Here is a 21,059-nt window from a genome sequence, read left to right as displayed (position 1 = left end):
TCGCTAACCATTCCGTCGAGAGGGACCGCCCACAAGCTGCGCTTGTTGGTTCCCTTCGCGGCTTCGCCGCTACGGCGGCCCCTCACGTCAAACGTTAAAGCGCATGACTCGAATCGAAACATTGTTGCTTGCACTAAGAGGTGAAATTCCTTGGCGCGACGTGCCCACTGTTACGGATTCGGTCGCGGTTCATATTCAGCCGCGGGATCTACTTCCTGTCCTCGGGCAATACATCGAGGGCACAATCAGCGAAAAGCAACTACAGCAATGGGCTGACTGGGTCTTACAGCAAGACGAGTTTTGTGTTCTGGGCTGCGAGAATGACAGCGTGTCCGACTATTACGAACCTATGTGGTACGTGTTACAGCAACTGTCCACTCCGTTTGTAGATGGCCCAATTACTGCGAAGGCCGTGCAAGCTCATGTCTCTGTGCTGCGGGCGCTCTAACACTACAGTCGAGAGGGACAGCCACAAGCTGCGCTTGTGGTTCCCTGCGCTTCGCTCCGGCTGCCCCTCACTTCCACGTTAGGTTTCACCATAAAGGACGAGCGTAATGAATTCCGAAAAGGGAAAATCGAAGGAGACGTCGTTGTTGATGGACCTTTGGAACTGAACGGAATGGTAACGGGGTCAATCACCGTGACTTCCATTGGTTCGCTGAGGTTTAATGGCATTTTCAGAAAAACCTTACTATTCAACGAGGCGGGATTGCTGTCATATCGGGAATGATTGGCGGCGATGTCTTAAATGAAGGAGTTATTGAGCTTTGAAGTGTCGTAAATGGAAATGTCTTCTCATCCAATGGGAAATTCCAAAACTCACCAAGCTCCGTTGTGCGTGGCGTCACAAAAACCTAACCCTTCCCTTCGCGGCTTCGCCGCTGCGGCGGCCCCTCACGTCAAATGTTAGGCATCCCAATGACCCCACCAACACTCTTATGCGCTCAGCTAGTGCGCGATGGCGGAATTGATGCGATGGCTGCACTGAATGACGCATTGGCTAAGGCAATTGTTGGTCTTGCGCCGCAGGAGCAGGCAAACATCAAGCGTGCATTTGGTCGAGCGATGGGTGAGGTAGTCACAGAGATTATTAATCCCGCCATTGCTGCATATCCAGAATTGGCCCCAGACGATGCAACCTGGGCAGCAATTGCTAAAGCCAGGGCGGCGGAGCGTTCAAGTGGCGCCTAACACGGCAGTCGAGAGGGACAGCCACAAGCTGCGCTTGTGGTTCCCTCCGCTTCGCTCCGGCTGCCCCTCACCTCTACGTTCAAACGTCCGCTTTCAAATAATCTGATCGTCCGCTCCGGGTCGGAAGCGGACGTAAGCACCTACGGTTGTGATAGTAATTTTGGCGGTAATCCCGCCTGAAGCTTTGGCTTGGCTGTAAGCGAAACACTTAAGGTAAGGTCAAACGAAAAAGCCCTCGGCACAGATACGGAGGGCTTTTTTTTGGGGGGTGTAAAGTCCGACAGACTTTATTTCAGCCCGACAGACTTTATTCCTACCTAACATCTTTGATAACGAAGAATAAAGTCTGTCGGAGTTTTTGTTTATAAGTCACTGATTTTACATGCATCTGAGATCTTTTGAAACAGTTTGAAAAGTCTGTCGGACTTGTCTTTATATGTCTTTGGAATTTTCTGGGTTGCGATAAAGTCGGTCGAGCCCTTGCTGCAACAGGTAGAAGTATCAAGCCATTGGCCTCGTGTTCCTGAGCAAAGCCGTTATTCAGGACATGGGTTGAGTGAGTACTACTCGGCCAGAACAGTCATTCGACAAGTAGGCCTGGGTGGTCTGCTCTCGAGCACTTAGCTGCCGCTGAGCGTCGAACGTCGCAAACGTTCATCCGCGATCCGTCGAATTCACACTCCCGACCCATTGCGGGCGGTCGGATTCTTGGGAAGCAGACGTTCAACGTTTGACGTGAGGGGCGGCCGGAGCCGCAGGCGGAGGGAATCCAAAGCGCAGCTTTGGGCCGTCCCTCTCGACGGAATTGTTAGCGCAACGAGCGCGATTCACAGCGAACCCCCGAGAATCCTTCGTCCCATTCCCAATTATCTGCTGTGCAGAGTTCGGATTTTGGTGGTTCTTTTCCGGTGTTTTTGATAGTTATCCGAATCAATGTTGGATCAGTACAAACCCAATTGAATGGCTTCACATCGGGAATAATTTTTGACGTCCCTGCCTGTAAAGCACGGATGTCAACATATCCGCCTCCCATGCACATGCCTTTGGGAGAAGGGCCAAAAACTCGAATTTTCGCTTGAATGTGTAAACCGTGGATATTGCATACGACCTTGTGTGTTCCTTCACTCAAACGCTGAAATCCAGGCTCAACGTCAATTGCACCTTTGCTGGGCTCACTAAGCTCAATAACGGGAGCAATAACAAACGTATTCGTTTGTCGATCACACTGGATCGCCACGCCGTTCACTCCCCAATCAGCGAATGCAGAACCAGACATACAAATTAGGGTCAGCAGTGGTAGTACGCGAGTCATTGGTTTGCGCTAACGTAGAAGTGAGGGGCGGCCGGAGCGAAGCGTAGGGAACCACAAGCGCAGCTTGTGGCCGTCCCTCTCGACTGCCGGGTTAGGTTTGTGCACGAAGACACTCCCATTCAGTACTAAGAAGTGAAAACTGAAGTAAGTCATGAAAACAGCCTCCCCAAAACCCAACTTTTCGAAGACACCCCTCTTCAACGAAACCTTGGCGGCGTACCGACTTGAGTGACGCCAGATTGTTCGGATGTACTTGTGCTTCTACGCGGTTTAGCTCCATCTCGCGAAATCCCCAAGAAAGGGTAGCTACAAGTGCTTCTTGCATGAACCCTTTGCCTTGAGCCGAATGGGCTAGTTCGTATCCGATAGAACATTTTTTCCAACTTCTATTCCATGCAAAAAGGCCGATCGTTCCAATCAAAGCGTTGGTGTCTTTTTGTTGAATTCCCCAGTAAAAGCCAGGGTTGGGGATGTTTCGCCAACTTGAAAATATTTTCACAAGATGAGAAACAGCCTCTTGATTAGGAAGTGGATCAACACCAAGCCAACGCATTAGATCTGCATCGCCGTAAATTGAAAAAAGTGTAGGCGAATCTTCTTCCACAATCTCACGCAAAACTAAGCGATCTGTTTTTAGTGTTGGAAATGGCGGCAGGTCGGACATACTGAAACCTAACGTAGAAGTGAGGGGCGGCCGGAGCGAAGCGTAGGGAACCACAAGCGTAGCTTGTGGCCGTCCCGCTCGACTGCCGGGTTAGCCCGCATTGGCCGCATCTTCCCTTCTGCGGTTGTAATGCCAGAGCACAAAGAGCAAGTAAGAGAAGAATATCCAGCCGGAAGAGAAGAAAACGAACATTTCGCGATTTGAAGCCAAAGACTCGGCGTCGGATATTTCAACTTTGGTCGTGCGATTGAGAACGACATAGTGTTTGCCATTCTCCTCAACCCAGGACTTGTGATTCACTGGCTGGCCATCGGGCGTTGTACCCCAATCCGCTGAAGGCATGTTGAGAAGAGGCACGACCACAAGCATTACTGGCAGCGCCAGTGTTGCCAGCCAAATCGGCAGGCCTCGAAAGAATAGCCGGAAGCTACCAAAACGGGCACCAGCAGCCTTGCGTTGGACCCAAAGGCCGTAAAAACCGAGCGCAATGATCGCCACGTGTATCCACATTAAGCGTGGAAAGTACGTAACAAAGGTCGGCCATTCAAGAAGCGCGCGCGACAACATGGACAGCAACAGGAGGGCTCCACACAGCAGCGTTGGTACGGTGTACTTTTTCATGCGGGCTAACGTTTGACGTGAGGGGCCGCCGTAGCGGCGAAGCCGCGAAGGGAACCTGCAAGCGCAGCCTGCAGGCGGTCCCTCTCGACGGAATAGTTAGAGCGCTGGGCACTCTCTTTGAGGCGAAATATACCAATGACCCGGCTTTCTTTCATTGGACTTCTCCTAGACTCGCCACCGGCCCACTGTACCAACTTCCTTCTATCGGACGCGCTCGAAAGCCGCAAAACAGGAAAGCCTGATCCGGCTCTCCTCGCCAGCCACTGTGATAGGCCTCAATCCATGCTTCGCATGCAGTGATTTCAGACAGGGAATCGTTGGCGTACAAAATCACTTTTGAGCCGACGAGTGAATCAAGGAGAGTGACTTGGTTTCGGTGGAACGAGTAAAAACAATTGTCGTTCGGTTCATCGCTCAGGCCCACAGCATTAAAGTCGCACTCGATGCGCGGTAGCTCTGGGGCCAACAAGTAATCCTGTGGCATTGCGATGAATGAGCTCTAACGTGGAGATGAGGGGCGGCCGGAGCCGCAGGCGGAGGGAACCGCAAGCGCCAGCTTGCGGACGTCCCTCTCGATTGCAGGGTTAGACGCTTTTTCGCTACTTGAAGAAGTAATACCAATTTCCATTTGCTTCTTCCTTACACTCTTGCTCGCTGAACACGCCCAACCAATCATCTTGCAGTGCAGCCACTGGGTAGCCGCACTCTTCGAGCTTAGTGAGCAGCGAAGATCTAACGATTTTGAATTTCCCTGCTTCTGTGAGGCTGATGACATCGGCGCGAGTTGGAAGCACGAAATAGACGAAGAGATGTTTCGGATCAATTCCTGTGGCCCCGAAATGGCTGCCCCAGACCTTCAAACCGCCCGACAACAAACTCATCTCCTTGGCAATGTTCTTCACTACAGGATCGATGAGGGAATCAAACTCCGCTTCTTTTCTACGGGACGCCGCAAAGTCAAATGGTTGAGTTGTCATAGCGTCTAACGTAGAAGTGAGGGGCGGCCGGAGCGAAGCGTAGGGAACCAAAAGCGCAGCTTTTGGACGTCCCTCTCGACTGCCGGGTTAGCCGACTTGCAGCTACTCATGGCGAAGGTGCTTCCGGAGGAGACGAACACCAAACAGAACAAAGAACGAAGCGACGCAGAATGCAAAGAAGGCTGCCCCGGCAAATGCATACTTTCCTAATAGGAAAGTAAAGAAACCATCAAACCATGGATGTTTGCCGTTACCGGTAAAAATAAGCTGGCCCGAGAACAGTTCCACTAGGCCGCCCAAATAAATTGAACACCCGATAACAATCATTCCGAGCCCGGCGGTGCGACTAGAGATCATGAAGGCGCCGAGCCGTTAGGGGTCACGCGACTTCGCCTCTAGTAACGACGAAATGAGGAGATGAGGTATCGAACTCCTTCATTCGGTCGCCCAAGTGAACATGGTCATAGACATCACCCATACGCTCCATTTCCGCCGCGCAAGAGGCAAAGAACTCACCCATACGTCGCAGTTCGGTCGGCGTGGCACTCAACGTGATCTCTGCCAGTTCCGCAGGAACAATATGCTCCGGTTCTGCTTGAGTCTTCATGTAACCGAATATTTTCATAGTGATGACGGGTTGAGGCTAACGTTTGACGTGAGGGGCCGCCGTAGCGGCGAAGCCGCGAAGGGAACCCGCAAGCGCAGCTTGTGGGCGGTCCCTCTCGACGGAATTGTTAGCGATCGCGGATTCACAAACGAAGTGCAACGCTCCCTGAAATAGGCGGGCGAGCAGAGATACTGAGAGCTTCCATTTCCCGCCAAGAAAAAGGAAGCATCGATGAATAAGTATCACCAGCTCACCCGAGAGGAACGATACAGCATTACGGGACTGCAGCGTGTAGGCCTCTCGCAAGCCGAGATAGCCCGCCAAATGGGGCGCTCGCCCAGCACGATCAGCCGGGAACTGCGGCGGAACAGCACCACCCATGACGGACGCTACCGAGCCGAAAAGGCGCATAAGTACGCCAGCGCGCGGCGCAGAAGAGCGCGCCGGCGCTCCTGGTTCAGCCCGGCTCAATGGCAGACTGTCGAATCGTTGCTTCGACAGAAGTGGAGCCCGGAGCAAATCAGCGGAAGCTTGCGCGCGAGCGGTGCATGGAACATCAGCCACGAAGCGATCTACCGCCACATCCTGCGCGACAAGAAGGCGGGGGGCTCGCTCTTCAAATGCATGCGGATCATGCCCAAGCTGCGGCGCAAGCGTTACAACAGCAAGGATTCGCGGGGCGTTCTGGCGGGCAAGCGCCATATCAGCGAGCGTAGCGAAGACATCGAACAGCGCCTGCAGGTCGGGCATTGGGAAGGTGACACGGTCATCGGGCAGGACAAGCACCACTGCATTCTCACCTTGCTGGAACGTAAAACTGGTTATGCGGTAATCAAGAAACTCAGCGCCCGCACGACCGAACAAGTGACCCGCGCAGCCAGCCTGGCGCTGACCGAGCAGGCCGGTCGATTCCACACACTCACCTTGGACAACGGCACCGAGTTCCATGACTACAAGACACTCGAAGCTCGCTTTCCTCTCACTTGCTACTTTGCGACTCCGTACCACTCGTGGGAGCGCGGCGCCAACGAAAACCTGAATGGATTGATTCGCCAATATCTACCCAAGGGCATTTGCATGAGCACGCTCACGCAGAAACAGTGCGATTGGATTGCTAACGAATTAAATACTCGACCTCGCAAAAGACATCAATTCAAAACGCCGAAGGAGATTTATCATGGTTCCAAATGATCGTTGCACTTCAACGTTGAGACTACGGATCATGGATAGGTGTAACAACTTCGTTTCCATTGATCTTATATTCGAGACGACTACCCCTTGGGGCGCCAATCTCTCGGAACGTTTTCGTAATAAGGGGAATGGCCTTGTGGATATCCGTAACTTCAATATCAACCCCAACCCATTTAATCTCCCCGTTGGCCGCTTGCAGGCTTCCCCCACCTGTGACTTCGCCTAAATTTGATTTTTTCAGGACGGCATCAAGCGGATCTTCATACTTACTTCCCCGCTCAATTGGCATAACTTTATCTTCAATAATTGCAAACACGAAGCCGGGTGTAGGCTCCGCGAGAACCGAAGAGGATTTCGACGAGATCGCGCACGCGCCAAGAAGGAAAACAAGTAATACGGAAATTAAAATATGCATAACTCGAATGTAATCGCTAACGTGGAGGTCACCGGCGCTGCGCGGCTTTACCGCGTAGCGTCCGGTGGACCGCTGGGTTGGGGCACACCATTGATGACTGTTGCTTTGTATTTCCGAGTAGATACATATTCGTTCGCCTGTTCTAAAAGGCTATCGATTACATCGAAGCAAGCATCCTGAAATGATTTCAATTCTTTGGCCGTTAAATGGCGGCATGCTTCCTTAAACATTTCTTCGCCATGAGCTATACGGTTTCTCTTGTTCTTTATCTCTAGAAGTTTGTGCTGATTAGGAGTTGAGATGACTCCGAGTCCATATCTCTTTAGAACCTGATTAATTGCCCGAGCATCTAAATTGCCAGAGTAGAGGTTTATGTGGTCAAGAAAATCTTTCAACTGTGGAAAGCGCGCATCTCCTCGTACTGTTGCCTCCAAATTATCAAACCTTCTTTTCTCTGCTTGTTTGCAAAAAAAGAACTCGGTCCAGAGCTTTCGTAGTTCTGGACTCAGATCAGAATATTTTTCCTGAGAAATTATTTCATGTATGCGTTCGAGTATTTCTGTCGCAGTAGCTTCGATCGCGTTATAGAGCACTAAGACATGACTGGACTTAAGCACCGCAGCTTTGACAACTGAGTTTGGTCGCGCGATTACTTCGTCAATCAATTCCAGAAGAGTCTGTGCCTCTGCCTTTCGTTCAATAATATGGGCCTGGATGCCTCTCACACGTCGACTCCTGGCGTACTTAAGACCTGCGACTTCACGAAATCGACTCTCTGCTTAATTTTCTGAGGAGCGTGTGTCTTGTACTTTCCGGACACGATTGAGTGGAACGTTTCGTTCTTCAACCATTTCGCTACATCTACCGCTCTTGGTGTTAGGTTCGGATTTTCCTTAAGAGCCAAGTGCACACCAACCGAAACGGCTTCAAAAAATACCCGAGACACAAACTGTCCTCGCCCTTTCACGAAGCCAAAGGGGAATGCTTTTTCGACGAATGAAAGCATCCGCTCAAAGTCAGCTTTCTTGACTGCTTCCTCAGCTGCATTGAAGCTGAGATTCCGTTCGTCAATGTATTCGTCCAGAACCGAGCCAATGCCGCTTCGATGAGTCTTGAAGTTGGGATATTGATCGATCAATGCGAAAAATCTAAGAATTAATTCTTCAAGTTCTTGGCGATTCTCTACGGATTTCGCCAATGGCGCTAGTTTCACCAAAGTAGCATTTTTTGCGCATGAATCGTAAATAAACTTGTTGAACGGACCTCGATATATCCCTTTTCTTTTTTCCATGTTACGCAAGAGGTCGCTTCCTCGATTAATCCTCTCAAAGAGATCGTTCCTGACGTCCTCAGTTGCTGATTCCGACAGCACGATCATGCGGATCGGGGTGTTGTTGATCTTTCTTCGCCTCGACTCTGGAAGATCCTTGTACTGCAATCCATTCAGGCGTGTGAGCTTGTCTAAGTCATCAAGTATCAACTCATTTGAGACGAAAGCCGCAAGGGTTCGAATGCGCTGGGAGCCATCAACAATTTCCAGCCGGCCGTTTGTGTCCTCAGCCAAGAATATAATTGGGATTGGCAAGCCCAGAACAATTGATTCAATGAGTTTTGACTGCCTCGAATCATCCCAAACGAATTCTCTTTGATACTCCGGCACAAAAATGTCATTTTCATCTGAATCAATTTTGTTTAGATATTTCTGAACAAGAAATTCGATCGTAAATTCGCGAGTATCAAAATCTACTGTCTTCTTTTCCTCGGTAATCTGATTCTCAAGTTCTGTGATCTGGCCGTTTGTCAGCATGATTTCCCTTTAGTTGTATTGTTGATGAGTTGAGTATTGTGCCGTGTGCCCCAACGTAGAGCTAACCGGCGCTGCGCAGCTTTATCGCGCAGCGTCCAGCGACTGCAAGGAGCGAGGTTGAGCGCCGGGTTAGGTTTGATCATTATCGGAAAGCTCCTCGCATACCCATATAGAAAATTCAGCCACATCAGAATTTTCTGACTTTGACAACCTTTCAAATAGTTGCATTTCGTTGACTAACTCTTCTCGGAGCTTGAGTACCCAATTTTCAGAGAGCTGATGTTTTGAGCATTTGGCAAACCCGGCAAGTATGTCAAGTATGTCAATTCTCAAGCCATCGGACGCTTGATTGAGCGCCATCAATAAGAAAGGGAGCGCAGGTAAGGCAGCAGAGGAAACAAACGCGTGCTGATGACACAACCCGCACCAGAGTTTATGGGAGGCCTCCTTTGCAATAGAAGAATCATGAGAGAAAAGGCGCTCGATTTCCAAAGGAATATCAGCGGCATTGCCGTAAGCAGTGGAGAGCGCATCCCAAGGAATTTCATTTAGTTTCTGGCTAAGGGCGCTTGTGTCGTATAGAACCATGCGGAACCTAACGTGGAAGTGAGGGGCAGCCGGAGTGCGAAGCACGGAGGGAACCAACAAGCGCAGCTTGTTGGCTGTCCCTCTCGACTGCAGGGTTAGACGTCTGCGCGTTCATAGTGTGACTTGATACTGCGGCAATGCTTTACCCCATGCAAGGAGACGGTATTTCCGTGGGTGTGAGATGTAGTACGGATCACTTTCGATGAGTTCAATTGCGCGGGCTTTGCTTTGTACTGTTAGAACCCAAAGCCCACCAACGTACGAACCGTCTTGTTCATTCTTTAATCCACCAGCCATTGGAATCTCAGTTCGGTTGGCTTCCAAGAATGAAAGGTGAGCAGGCTCGATTGCGGCGCGTACGGCCTGCATTTGTGGATCATCTTCGAATATGGCTACAAAGCGCATGTGTAGAACCGCAGTAAGTTTTCGATGATTAATCGCAGCCGGTGCAAGGACACGAAGAAACTCTGCAGCGATTGGCCATGTGGGTTGTTTGGGAGAGACGTCTAACGTTTGACGTGAGGGGCCGCCGTAGCGGCAAAGCCGCGAAGGGAACCCACAAGCGCAGCTTGTGGGCGGTCCCTCTCGACGGAAGGGTTAGACGGCATGTGTGAGGCACCGACTAAGTATTTGCGCTTTTGAATACGGGCCATCGTTACTTAGGTCATGTTGCGGAGTGTCGAACTGCACCCAATAGAAAAAATCTTCACCCTGCATTGTTTGAACGGGCTCCGGATCGCTCGAAATAACGCCTTCTGAATCATTGCGGTAGCCCCCGCAGACGCCCGAAATGAAAACCCGCGTACCAACGGCAAAAACCTGGCGTATCGCGAAAGGACAATATGGGTCGCTCACTGAGTTCCTTTGCCGTCTAACGTGGAGATGAGGGGCGGCCGGAGCCGCAGGCGGAGGGAACCGCAAGCGCCAGCTTGCGGACGTCCCTCTCGATTGCAGGGTTAGACGCTTTTTCGCTACTTGAAGAAGTAATACCAATTTCCATTTGCTTCTTCCTTACACTCTTGCTCGCTGAACACGCCCAACCAATCATCTTGCAGTGCAGCCACTGGGTAGCCGCACTCTTCGAGCTTAGTGAGCAGCGAAGATCTAACGATTTTGAATTTCCCTGCTTCTGTGAGGCTGATGACATCGGCGCGAGTTGGAAGCACGAAATAGACGAAGAGATGTTTCGGATCAATTCCTGTGGCCCCGAAATGGCTGCCCCAGACCTTCAAACCGCCCGACAACAAACTCATCTCCTTGGCAATGTTCTTCACTACAGGATCGATGAGGGAATCAAACTCCGCTTCTTTTCTACGGGACGCCGCAAAGTCAAATGGTTGAGTTGTCATAGCGTCTAACTTGTTATAGGGATCAGTTTTGCTGCCTATCATCGGCGCGTGCTCCCTATCATGGCGCGACCGACCAGCGAAGAATGGCTTGTAGATTGAGTTTCCGGCTCTATGCTGTAATTTTGTACAGCATTAACAGAATCGTGAAAAACCTCACTTCTCCGCTGCCGCCTCTGCAGGCCCCGAAAGTGCTCGATCAGCTGCGGGAACGCATCCGCTATCTGCACTACAGCTTACGGACCGAGGAAGTTTATGTCTATTGGGTGCGGGCGTACATTCGCTTTCATGGCATCCGTCACCCCGCAACAATGGCGGGGCCTGAGGTGGAGGCTTTTCTGCGTTGGCTGGTGAATGAGCGCAAAGTATCAGCCTCAACGCACCGGCAGGCTTTGTCGGCCCTGCTGTTCCTGTATGAAAAGGTGCTCGGCGTAAATCTGCCCTGGCTGACTGAAATCGGGCGGCCGCATGTCAAAAAGCGATTGCCAGTCGTGCTGGTGCCCGATGAGGTAGCGCGAATTCTGGCGGTGCTGGAGGGCGAACACCGGCTGTTTGCACAGCTCTTGTACGGTACAGGCCTGCGAATCGCCGAGGGCATGCGCTTGCGCGTGAAGGATGTGGATTTTGCGCACAATTCAATTATCGTGCGTGAGGGCAAGGGGGCCAAAGACCGCGTCGTGATGCTGCCGCAAAGCCTGATTGCCGGGCTGCGTGAGCAACTTGCGCGAGCGCGCGCCCTGTGGGCGGCCGATGTGGCAAATGGTGTTCCCGGCGTGGAGTTACCCGATGCACTGGCACGGAAGTATCCACGCGCTGGCGAATCGTGGCCGTGGTTCTGGGTTTTTCCGCAGGCAGAACTGTCGAAGGATCCCCGGTCGGGCGTAGTTCGCCGCCACCACCTGTACGACCAGACTTTTCAGCGGGCATTCAAACAGGCGGTACGCCGGGCAGGTGTCGAAAAACCGGCTACACCGCACACGTTGCGCCACTCCTTCGCGACGAGCCTGCTGCAGTCAGGCTACGACATTCGCACGGTCCAGCAGTTACTGGGGCATTCGGACGTGAGCACGACGATGATCTACACCCATGTGTTGAATCTGGGCGGCATGGGGGTACGTAGCCCGATGGATGCACTGCCGACACTCGGTTAGCCCCAAAGACCAAGCCAGCCACAACGTCGCGTGTCCATCCGCTCTACACGCTATAGCTGACGTTACCGATAGGCATGCCCAGTGACCGCATTGGCCGAGAGTCAGCCTTTCCCCGAGTTGAATAACGATGAAACAAAGCGCCAAGCTGATTCGCACCAGGTCTCGGCCAGCCGTGCCGTAACAAATAGATGATTGGCACGCTCCAGTCGCTGCCCGGCGGGGCGACTTTGGGTTCTTGATCTTTGTAGCTGTCAGCTCTGGGCTATATCACACTGCCAAATCGTAGCGCCATAGCTGGACTCAAAGTTTGGCATGGTTTCGCCTTGCTTGAACTGGCGGCGTGAATTGACTTTGGCAGGAGTGCTCCAGTAGCCGGACTTAGGACACGGATCACCACCAGGGCATCGCAGAAAGATGACTTTGTTTGTGCCGGTGATGTCTTCGGACAATACGGAATTAGCTCTCGCCCAAGCCACCAAATCCTTCGGGTAATACAAGTATTGGTGCAGGCTGCTGTCATCTTCAATGCCCAGCAATAACACCGCAGCGCCAGCCTCGAAACTCCAATATCCGTAGTACCCGCCTTGGCGCCCGGCGTCATCGGGCTTGTGCGAGTCATGCCAAGCTGTCCCGGCAAGATCCTTGTACCAGCGCTGCAGGAAATGGTGAAGGTGTTGGATAGCTTCGTCGTTTGTTTCGGAATAAAGAGCATCAGAAAGTGCTTGATAGGGCTCTGCCGCGCTAATCCAATCCGACTCATAGCGAGAGTCGGCACCAAGCCCGTGCGACATGAGCTCTTCGTACAGGTTGTCAGCCCCCCCATTTGCACCATCCTCGCCGTCTTGTAGCACGGAAATGCGCTTCAACAAATCGCGGCGGTGAAGCAGGAAGCAAAGGCCGACCAGCTGCAGCAGTTGGCAATACTCATCAATATTCTGGGGGTCAAAGACAAATTCGTTACGGTTGCTTCGATACCTCCAGAGCTGTTCGCCATATCGCTCGTAAGCCAACACTACTTCTTCAAGCTCTTCGCGAAGCAACTCAATGGGCTCACCACCGGTATAGCGCAAGGACAGCAAGTCGTATCGCTGCTCTGCGCTCAGCAGTCTCGCAAGCATCTCACTCTCGGCTTCGCTCGCCCCGCTTCCTACCGGATTCAACGCGAAGTAAGCAATCTCTTCCGGTAATCGCTTTTTTGCCGCAACGTACCTGTCTTCGGTGAGGAACTGTTGGCGCCTAATCTGACGAAAGTCCATATCTAGCCTCAAGGTTGGCGCGCGCTCTTGTTGCGCCCTGCATCTTTAAAACCAGCACGATTATCGACAACCTTATCAATCTCGCTGTCGCCCCACTCGCGGGTGATTTCGTGTGCGGCATGGAATGATGGTTGTACAGGATCACCCGTTATGTGCTTTAGAAGTGCCTCTGAGTGAGCAACAGTCTGCGGCACTGAGAAAAACTGCACGTAACGGAGATATCCCTTCTTACGAATATCAGCAGCCACGTCTTCACCGACTGCTTTTTCAAGCCGACGCCCCTGCACCCAGCCATGGCTCATCTGTGTAATCTTGCCGTTGGTCTGACGAATCGGATCCGCCCGCTTTGCAGCGCCGCGCTTGCCTGCTCGGCTAGCGCCACCCGCATTTGGATCTTGCCGTCCTTTATTGCCGCCACTGCCGCCTTCTGATTTGTCCCACGACTCTCCCAACAAAGCTGCCAGAGATTTCGTAGGATCCAAACTGTACTTGGCTTCGATGATCGCATAAGGCTTCGAGCCGCCTGTTCTCCAGGCGCCATCAATACCACGTCCGCGCGTTTTGGATGGCCAGAGCTGAACAAGCTTGCCGCCATCATTGAGTTTGGCGTCATTGACCTGTTCTTTGTCGTGATGGGCTTTGGATTTTCCCCATCCCTTGGTGTTCTGACAGTAGTAATCGGACATGTGTTCGCCTTGAACACCCACGTACTTGTTCGCCAAGTCAGCGAATCGATTTCGGCGTGCCTGGGTGGCCGTATGCACCGGTCCCGCGCCTTTCTTGGCATCTGCCTCATGCTTGTCGCTCACCTTCTTGTCGGGCTGGCGAATAGGAGCCTTGTCCTTGGGGTGCTCTGCCGCAGCATTGTGGCCAGCGCGGGTACGCGTGGCGGGCACGGCGCTGGCCGTTGCTGCACGACCACCAACCGCCATCACGACAGCGGCAGCCTGCTCGCCGAGCAGATCTTCCAGCAAATGACGAATCTCGTCGCTGGCACGCCGAAGGGGCGCGCTCAGCTTGCCTTTTAAGCTCTTGAGTCCGGGCAGCATTTCCTTCGCTAGAACCTGAATCGGGTCGGGAACCAGCCAATTTTTCCAGCCGTTGGCTGTTGCAAGGAACTCGGTCAGCGCGATGCAGGCATCCAATCCTGCCTCGACAGACTGGATGGCCTCGTTGGTGCGTGCGCTCCACTTACCAATCAGCTCGTTGCGCACCCAGGCAATGGCCCCCCCCTTCTTCATGCCGAGCAAATGCTCAATGGCGTTCAGCCCGCTATGGACTGCGCCTTTGGCGGCGCGCCGTTCCTTCCATATGGGTTTAAAGACCGTCTTGAAGGCACTGCCCACTTCGGGGATAGCACCGAAGGCTGCAAATCCGAGATTGACTATCTGGTCCGTACTGGCGTGCTTGAACCCACCTCGCTTCTGGATGAGAAACAGTGAGCCGGTAATGTCTCGTGCATCCATCACCTGATCGAGGACGGGCACTAAGGAGATGAGCCCCCCCACCAACTGGGCTGCGGTGTTCTGATTCTCTTCAAAGTCTCCCAACAGAAGCGTTTTGAAGAAACTTTCGACGTCAGAGCGGTTCATGACGACACCTCATCTACTTGGGTGGGCTCCCGCTCCAACATCGCTTCGATGGCTTGGCGCCCTTGAGCCTGGACGTCGGTCTTGGCAAAGGTTGCATCATCTGGTGGTAATGGCGGAGCTTGCCAAGCGCGGCTGTCTTCGCCGTACTCCACGGTATATCCACCTTTTGGAACTCCGTTGAGCAATGCATATCCATTGGCGTCCAGCGTTCCTTGCCGGACGGTGCCGTTCTCAAAGCTCACCCTGTAGGGTGCTTCTTTGACAGGTGTGAGATCGTCGTAGTGGTAGTGCAGCTCGATTTGTTCTGGCGAAGAGCCAAGCTTGCCCTCAGGCAAGGCTTCGAGTTCAGCCGTAACACTTGCACCACTTGCAAACGCGGTACTGGCTCCCTTGATCGTAAATTTTCCGGGGCACGCAAAAGTGATATTGCTGCCTTCGAGCGTGATGGAAGATTGCCCCGCTTGCAGCACGATCTTGGATTGGGCGAGTACATGGATTTCATCGTTGCTGCTGGTGACCGTCACATCCTTGTCCGCCAATACCTCCAGAAGCCCATCGTGGGCTTGGAGACTGAGTGGGGCATTGGCGGCAATGGCTTTGATGCCGCCCGCGTGGGTGTAGAGGCTGGTAGCCTCTCCTGAGACAAGGCTGGCGGTGTGTTGAGCGGTGAGCTGTGCATCGCCTTGTACCGTGGTCAGCAAATGTTCGCCCGCGAACAGGGTTGTGCTTTGTGGGGTGGCGAAGCTGATGCTGCTTGACCCCTCTACGAGCACGGCCGGGGCGGTGAAGCCGGGCACCTCGCGGTCGGGGGAGTCGGTGCCGTCGGGCGGTGCGTCCTTGGCATGCACAGTGTTGCGGAAAGTGTCGATGCGCTGCGCCTGCGTGAGTGCGTCAGCCTCTGACTGGCTGGCGGCGTCAGAGAGGCGATTGGCCGTCTCATGAGCCGCTTTGAGCTGGCTTGCCATTTCGGTTGAGTCAAGCTGCGTACTGCCACCGTTTTGGCGCGCAGTGGTGCTGATGAGCATGCCCCGCGCTGCACGCGTGATGCTCCAGCCATCGGTGCGCAGCTCGAAGCCTTGGCCGCGATACTGGCCGCGCTCGCTGCTGCCAGGGGGTTGGTGAATGAGGTAGCCGAGATTCAGTTCTGAGCGCGCAAAGCTGGTGGCGAGCCGGGTGCGTAGCTGACCGGTGGCGTCATCCAGTTGCCATTGACTCCATCCCGCACCATCCAGCGTCGGCGCGTGGATGCCGCTCAGTACGCCAGAGTGATTGGCGTTGCTGTCATGGCCGGCGGGCCATGGCGGGGTGTCCTGGCCGTTGTAGACCTGGGCAACAATGACGGGCCGATCCGGATCGCCCTCCAGGAAGTCGACCAGCACGTCGGTACCTACGCGCGGTGTGAAGCAACTCCCCCAGTTGGAGCCAGCCAGGGTTTCGGCCACGCGCACCCAGATTCCGTTGGTTTCATTACCGGTGGCGCGCTCGACCTCGCTGGTGAGGCCTCCCGCCAGAGGGGCCGTCCCCCGCTGCCACGGGAATTGAATCCTGACGCATCCATCCCGTTCGCTGTGGGTGCCGTAACCCGCAACCTCGTTCTGACTGCCTACCACGATGGCTGACTGAAGCCCCTGCATGCGTGGTTTTTCAATGGGCTGCGGCACCAGAGGAAGTGCCGCGCGAACACAGACGGCGCGGTTACGGTAGGTGCCCGCTTCTAGCTCTCCAGCAGATTTCAAGCCCGCGATGGTTTTAGCGTTGCCAGAGAGATTGTTGGCAGCCTCATGCTCGACGCGCAGTGTGACAAAGCGGGCGGCATCGCCTTGGTAGTGGGCGTGGTGTGTGAGCGTGAAGCTTTGCGCAGGCGTTAGCTGGCGTACCGTGCCGGAGGCGCTGTGAGCCTCCATTCGCAACGCGTACCACTGGGCGTGCAGCGTAGCGCTGCGTTGTGCTTCTTCAGTGCTTGCAAAGCGATGAACGCCCGCGCCATCGTAGTGTTCCAGACTTGGCACATTGCCCAAGCCACCGAAGGTTGAGGCGAGCACGGCGTCTTGCCCAGCGGTTGAAATGAGTTGCTTGTGGTCCCAGCTGGCCAGCACGACGTCGTTGGTGAGTACCTCTTGCCGGGTGAACCATTGTTGGAAGCTGTCGCTCGCCTCGGTTGCATCGGCACGATGAAAGCGGATCAGCGGCTCGGCACACTCGCTGAGTTGGTGGCCGCTGTCGAAGATGACGAGCGTGTGGCGCGAGTGCGGCGGTGCATCCTGAGTACCAGCCATCGTTCCGTTCTGGACGTGCTCAAAGGTGTAGCTCAGGCCCTCGCTAGCCAGCAGGCGATGGACAAAGTCCAGGTCGGTCTCGCGGTACTGGGTAATCAGGTGCTGCGAGCTGAGCGGATGAGTCAGGCGGAATTCGTAGTTTGCGAGCTCGTAATCGGCGAACACCTCGCGCAGGACTTCTTCAGCGGTCTTGTCCTGGAAGATGCGACTGTTCCTGCGGTGGCGGAGCACAGTCAGCCAGGGTTCCAGGCGCAGCCGGTAGCGGGCCAAGCCTCCGTCGGCCCCCAAAGGCGCAACCATCGAGATGTAGCCGTGCCACTGCCGATTCGCGCGTCCGTCTGCCAGCAAGAGCTTCAGCGAAATGTGCTCGCCCAGAACATCCTTGAGCGAAATATGGGCGTTGGAAGACAGACAGTCGATGTCGAAGCAGGAAACCTCGGAGACGCCTTCACTGCCCATGAAGCGCTCTGCGACGAACAGATCGTCTGGCAAAGCGGTGGTAACGCTAATCAGGCGCGCGCGCTGGGAAGCGAATTTGAGAAACGTTTCCCGATCCGGCAAAGCCTCGACCATGCCGCTGAATGCCGAAGACATGACAAGGTGTCCCGAGTAACTGGCGATCCGGTGATTCTATGGGGCGCCCTTGAAGCTTCGCCACGTTCATACGAGCGCAGCTGCAGCGTCTTTGGTGGATTCGCCAGCTATGACTGGCGGATATGGGTTTTATGGGGGTTTTGATGAAGTTGCCCGACGAACGGCATGTGGACTGAGCGGAGATGAGGAGGTCTGGCGAGCCTGCTTCTGACTGCAATGGAGCGAAAGCGCTCATTACTTCGCCACGCACCGATCGGCTGCTTTGGCCGAGTAGAGTGAATTGGCCATGCGGCAGGTTTCAACGCACAGCGGCCATTCAAATGGCTGCATTACGGCGAGAGTGACAGACCGCTCCTAGCCGGGAACGGCCATCAGACCCCCGGTGATGCACCACTGCAACACCGTAAAGCTGTGGTTGCCGGAGTGATGTGACGTAGATCATGATGAGCATATTGCCGCTAGAAATATCGACGCTATTGATGACGAGTGCTGCTTCGCTTCATCCTGCGTAGTTTCGGCAGCAAAGCTGCATGCAGTTAACAGTGGACTGACTCGAGGCGTTGGGCTGCGCGCTCGATGCTTTCGAAAAAGGCCACTAAGGATTCGTGACTTAGTGTTGGTATGCGACATGCTACTTTTTTTAGACATCGAATACACCGGCTTTGATACCCGTGACCTCATTTGAATCGCCCGGGCTCCAGTAGACGCTCTTGAGCCGGCTTTAGTGTTAGTTTCGTTACGTTATCGGAAAAACCTTTTGGCATGTCCACGCCGACGCTTCGGGTTGTTGAATATCCCAACGTCGCCAACCACGTACGGCTGTGCCGCCCCGCAAGGGAAGGCTTCCAAACAGAAGCAAGCCTTAGTGGCTGAACGCGAGGAGAAAATAGAATGTCTGCGATATTTGACGCCTATAAGCCGCTGCGCAACTACCTGCGGCAATGCGCGTTGGATACCACGCTGGTAGATGTGTGGCAGCTGTCTCTGCACGTTTCCAACCCCGATGTCATGCCTGCCCCTAGACAAGCCGGTGCGCGGCCGTATTCACTTAATGGGCAACTATATTCTTGGGATTTGCCTGTAATCGCGCGTGAGGTCTTACTGCACGCACAGAAACGTGGTGGCACAAAGAGGCTCAACTCGCAAGTCGCTATTGGGACGGTTATCAACAGCCTGCGAAATACCGGCAACGAAGGCAGCAAGCTCCGACTTATCGAGCAGGACGATATACGCGTATCAATATGCGGACAGGCAGCGAGGCATGACAGCGCATGAGTGCCCGCTTTCGGCTTGTATGTTTGAAGGTCCGTTCTTGGCCGACAGCAGCCACTTACCTCTAGCCGCTCAAGATAACCACTTCACAATGCTTTGAGCATGAGAAAGCATGCGTTTTGTGATCTTCGTCACATCGCCATGGCGACTACATACTTTACGGTATTGCAGGAGCGGGCTGCCAGGTGTCTGATGTCAGTTCCCGGCCAGGAACGGCCTGTGGCTCTCGCCGCAAAGCAGCCCTCTGAATGGCCGCTTTACTTTGAAACCTGCCGGATGGCCAATTCACACAACTCGGCCAAAGCGGCCGGTCGATCCCTCTGGGCTAAGCTGCCGATTTAGGAGGCAAAGCAGACTGCGCAGTAGCTACGGAATTCGAGATAGGTCAGTTTTCACACAGCCTTGGGCTAAACCTTATGGTTATGCTCATGTGTTAGCATAGACATTGTTGGCTAGATAGCAGTCCTGTGTCTGAAAGAATTCTTAATCAAGTTGTAAAAACCGCTCACTGGCCATTCTTGTCATCAAGGGAGGAGAGGATGTGCAGGCTAAACTCGATTTTGACGCAACCAAGCTTTCTGAAGCGCTCAAGTATCAAATCCATGTTGCAATAGACTTATGTCATACCCTGGATGACGATGAAGGCCTATGGATTGAAGTCTTTGGTGATGTAACAGTTGAGGCACGGGATCAGGTAGAGGTTAAGTTCTACGCCGACAGCCTGACCGATGGGCACCCAAATTTCTGGAACACTCTCAACAACTGGCTGAAGCCTGCATTTGACCACCAGCAGTATGTCAACCTGATTCTGCTTACGACACAAAGTTTTGGTGAGAATTCCGCTCTTACGCCTTGGAATGACCTTAAGACTGAAGAACGATTAAAGGTGCTGGAGGACATCCATGCAGCATTTGAAGCAAGAAGTGCCAAGAAGAATGATAAGGAGACGTTCGAAGACGAAACTGCGAAGCCTTCCAAGGTGCTTAGATTACAGCGCAACGTGCTCGACAACGAGCGTCGCGAATCGCTCCTCAAGGCCCTGCCAAAAGTCCGAATCGTCGCGGACCAGCCTGACCTGACAGCACTGATCGAGCATTACAAGAGGCGCTATCTGCGCATGATCTTGCCTCATCGCTGCGACGAGTACTTAGACGATCTATTCGGCTTTATGACTAATGCAAACCGCATGTCCAACGGCTGGAAGATCACGGGCGCAGAATTCTCGAAAAAGATAGGCGAGCTCACCGCTAGGTACATCGTCGGGACTCTCAAATTTCCCCAAGTAGATCATGAAGCACTTGAACGCAAGGCGTGCGAAATGGACGTGCATAAGCGGCAATTCGCTATGAAACTTGATGAGATTGGTGGGAGGAAACTAATCCCGGACGCGACAACTGAATTGCTTCACGCAGAGCGCTACATTATGGAGCTGATCAAGGACTGCACGATTTCGCAGTCAGATATTGACGCGTACCGCCGCAACCACTTCAAATCACACCGCCTCAGCCGCCTCAGCGCTATTGAAGAATGCACATCTGGTATGAACTACGAAGCTCTGCAGAGTAAATCACGCGGCTTCTATCTAAATCGGTGCTCAGCAAACGTCGAAAAATTTTGTAATTACGAAAATACTCCGCTGGAATTCCGCAACGGGATATACCAGATGCTCGCTGATGAAGTTCCCAGTGCTCCAAGTAACGAGTTTCACTGGAGGCTTTGGGAATGATCGCGGGCCCAATCGATCATCTCTTCACACTCCAGCGATCACCCTTTGCACTGGCACCGATCATCCATCAGTTCTATAAGCATTCGACGCAGCAAGAGCGGGATGTACTGTTGAGCTATTTAGTACTACCAATGGTGCTCTACCCACCCATGCGTGACTACCTGCTGACAGTCCGCAGCACGAGTTCGCTGCGAACCCTCTGCAAGAATCAAGCTCGGCTCGTAGGTCTCACAATTCGCGTGCAGGAATTCAAGCCTCTCACCCATGCCGCGATGCTTGTCCTGAGGGCCGAACAAGGTATTGAGGTCACCGAAGATCTTTCGGTGAGGCCGATTGGAGACGTACGCACTGCAAATGCCAATCAAGTGCTGCTGGAGGCAGGGCGTAGACTAGCTCTCATCTGTACAGGCGAAGACGTAGTTTCGACATATAGGACTTTGGGATTCAAATCACTATGAAATGTTATTTGAGGT

General features: G+C 53.5%; 22 protein-coding genes. 7 read left to right on the top strand and 15 right to left on the bottom strand.

Annotated features, from left to right (window positions below):
* Positions 1-103: 103 nt before the first annotated feature.
* Positions 104-448, top strand: a complete 345-nt coding sequence (locus C0V76_RS07040; RefSeq protein ID WP_101941647.1) for a hypothetical protein — start codon at positions 104-106, stop codon at positions 446-448.
* A 527-nt stretch (positions 449-975) separates the two neighbouring features.
* Positions 976-1,191 (top strand): hypothetical protein, encoded by a 216-nt coding sequence (locus C0V76_RS07035; RefSeq protein WP_101941646.1) that lies wholly within the window; start codon positions 976-978, stop codon positions 1,189-1,191.
* An 808-nt stretch (positions 1,192-1,999) separates the two neighbouring features.
* Here the strand turns inward: C0V76_RS07035 and C0V76_RS19545 are convergent.
* From C0V76_RS19545 to C0V76_RS07010, 6 genes are all read right to left on the bottom strand, one after another.
* A complete protein-coding gene (locus tag C0V76_RS19545; RefSeq protein WP_143707369.1) occupies positions 2,000-2,503 on the bottom strand; it encodes a hypothetical protein in 504 nt (167 codons plus the stop codon).
* Positions 2,504-2,594: 91 nt separating this feature from the next.
* Positions 2,595-3,167, bottom strand: coding sequence for a GNAT family N-acetyltransferase (locus tag C0V76_RS07030; protein WP_101941645.1), 573 nt, complete (start codon positions 3,165-3,167; stop codon positions 2,595-2,597).
* Between the two features lie 90 nt (positions 3,168-3,257).
* Positions 3,258-3,788: a hypothetical protein gene (locus tag C0V76_RS07025; protein ID WP_101941644.1), complete on the bottom strand. Its 531-nt coding sequence runs from the start codon at positions 3,786-3,788 to the stop codon at positions 3,258-3,260.
* Positions 3,789-4,387: 599 nt separating this feature from the next.
* On the bottom strand, positions 4,388-4,765 hold the full coding sequence (locus C0V76_RS07020) for a hypothetical protein (RefSeq protein ID WP_143707368.1): 378 nt from the start codon (positions 4,763-4,765) through the stop codon (positions 4,388-4,390).
* A gap of 102 nt (positions 4,766-4,867) precedes the next feature.
* Complete coding sequence (locus C0V76_RS07015; RefSeq protein WP_101941642.1) at positions 4,868-5,122, bottom strand: hypothetical protein; 255 nt, start codon at positions 5,120-5,122, stop codon at positions 4,868-4,870.
* A 22-nt stretch (positions 5,123-5,144) separates the two neighbouring features.
* Positions 5,145-5,372: a hypothetical protein gene (locus C0V76_RS07010; protein ID WP_101941641.1), complete on the bottom strand. Its 228-nt coding sequence runs from the start codon at positions 5,370-5,372 to the stop codon at positions 5,145-5,147.
* Between the two features lie 231 nt (positions 5,373-5,603).
* Between C0V76_RS07010 and C0V76_RS07005 the strand changes: the two genes are divergently transcribed.
* Complete coding sequence (locus tag C0V76_RS07005; protein WP_101941640.1) at positions 5,604-6,563, top strand: IS30 family transposase; 960 nt, start codon at positions 5,604-5,606, stop codon at positions 6,561-6,563.
* A 22-nt stretch (positions 6,564-6,585) separates the two neighbouring features.
* Here C0V76_RS07005 and C0V76_RS19540 read toward each other — a convergent pair whose 3' ends face one another.
* From C0V76_RS19540 to C0V76_RS06985, 6 genes are all read right to left on the bottom strand, one after another.
* A complete protein-coding gene (locus C0V76_RS19540; RefSeq protein WP_143707367.1) occupies positions 6,586-6,879 on the bottom strand; it encodes a hypothetical protein in 294 nt (97 codons plus the stop codon).
* A gap of 146 nt (positions 6,880-7,025) precedes the next feature.
* Positions 7,026-7,703 carry an MAE_28990/MAE_18760 family HEPN-like nuclease gene (locus tag C0V76_RS07000; RefSeq protein ID WP_101941639.1) on the bottom strand — a complete coding sequence of 226 codons (678 nt, stop codon included), beginning with the start codon at positions 7,701-7,703 and terminating at the stop codon, positions 7,026-7,028.
* Positions 7,700-8,785: a DUF262 domain-containing protein gene (locus tag C0V76_RS06995; RefSeq protein ID WP_173893974.1), complete on the bottom strand. Its 1,086-nt coding sequence runs from the start codon at positions 8,783-8,785 to the stop codon at positions 7,700-7,702. The genes C0V76_RS07000 and C0V76_RS06995 overlap by 4 nt, the downstream gene beginning before the upstream one ends.
* Before the next feature lie 129 nt (positions 8,786-8,914).
* Positions 8,915-9,373 (bottom strand): hypothetical protein, encoded by a 459-nt coding sequence (locus C0V76_RS19535; protein WP_143707366.1) that lies wholly within the window; start codon positions 9,371-9,373, stop codon positions 8,915-8,917.
* Positions 9,374-9,484: 111 nt separating this feature from the next.
* Complete coding sequence (locus C0V76_RS06990) at positions 9,485-9,778, bottom strand: YciI family protein (RefSeq protein ID WP_101941638.1); 294 nt, start codon at positions 9,776-9,778, stop codon at positions 9,485-9,487.
* A gap of 566 nt (positions 9,779-10,344) precedes the next feature.
* Entirely contained in the window at positions 10,345-10,764 is a 420-nt protein-coding gene (locus C0V76_RS06985) for a hypothetical protein (protein ID WP_101941637.1), read from the bottom strand.
* Between the two features lie 101 nt (positions 10,765-10,865).
* On the opposite strand from C0V76_RS06985, the gene C0V76_RS06980 reads away from it, so the two are divergent.
* Positions 10,866-11,870: an integron integrase gene (locus C0V76_RS06980; protein ID WP_101941636.1), complete on the top strand. Its 1,005-nt coding sequence runs from the start codon at positions 10,866-10,868 to the stop codon at positions 11,868-11,870.
* A 251-nt stretch (positions 11,871-12,121) separates the two neighbouring features.
* Here C0V76_RS06980 and C0V76_RS06975 read toward each other — a convergent pair whose 3' ends face one another.
* Genes C0V76_RS06975 through C0V76_RS06965 form a run of 3 tightly spaced genes read right to left on the bottom strand, consistent with a single transcriptional unit; the run spans position 12,122 to position 17,588 of the window.
* Positions 12,122-13,126 carry a PoNe immunity protein domain-containing protein gene (locus C0V76_RS06975; RefSeq protein ID WP_101941635.1) on the bottom strand — a complete coding sequence of 335 codons (1,005 nt, stop codon included), beginning with the start codon at positions 13,124-13,126 and terminating at the stop codon, positions 12,122-12,124.
* Positions 13,127-13,134: 8 nt separating this feature from the next.
* Positions 13,135-14,718 (bottom strand): hypothetical protein, encoded by a 1,584-nt coding sequence (locus C0V76_RS06970; RefSeq protein WP_101941634.1) that lies wholly within the window; start codon positions 14,716-14,718, stop codon positions 13,135-13,137.
* Positions 14,715-17,588 (bottom strand): type VI secretion system Vgr family protein, encoded by a 2,874-nt coding sequence (locus C0V76_RS06965; RefSeq protein WP_101941633.1) that lies wholly within the window; start codon positions 17,586-17,588, stop codon positions 14,715-14,717. Before C0V76_RS06965 ends, C0V76_RS06970 begins: the two co-directional genes overlap by 4 nt.
* A gap of 891 nt (positions 17,589-18,479) precedes the next feature.
* Here C0V76_RS06965 and C0V76_RS06960 point away from each other — a divergent pair.
* The 3 genes from C0V76_RS06960 (at position 18,480) to C0V76_RS20435 (ending at position 21,044) form a co-directional block, all read left to right on the top strand.
* Positions 18,480-18,863 carry a hypothetical protein gene (locus C0V76_RS06960; RefSeq protein WP_101941632.1) on the top strand — a complete coding sequence of 128 codons (384 nt, stop codon included), beginning with the start codon at positions 18,480-18,482 and terminating at the stop codon, positions 18,861-18,863.
* Between the two features lie 538 nt (positions 18,864-19,401).
* Positions 19,402-20,586 (top strand): hypothetical protein, encoded by a 1,185-nt coding sequence (locus tag C0V76_RS06955; RefSeq protein WP_101941631.1) that lies wholly within the window; start codon positions 19,402-19,404, stop codon positions 20,584-20,586.
* Positions 20,583-21,044 (top strand): three component ABC system middle component, encoded by a 462-nt coding sequence (locus tag C0V76_RS20435; protein WP_101941630.1) that lies wholly within the window; start codon positions 20,583-20,585, stop codon positions 21,042-21,044. The genes C0V76_RS06955 and C0V76_RS20435 overlap by 4 nt, the downstream gene beginning before the upstream one ends.
* Positions 21,045-21,059: the final 15 nt, after the last annotated feature.

The sequence above is a fragment of the Uliginosibacterium sp. TH139 genome (assembly GCF_002855595.1).
GTDB lineage: Bacteria > Pseudomonadota > Gammaproteobacteria > Burkholderiales > Rhodocyclaceae > Uliginosibacterium > Uliginosibacterium aquaticum.
The sequence above is the reverse complement of the archived record's forward strand: the minus strand, read 5'-3'. Positions and strand labels throughout refer to the sequence as shown.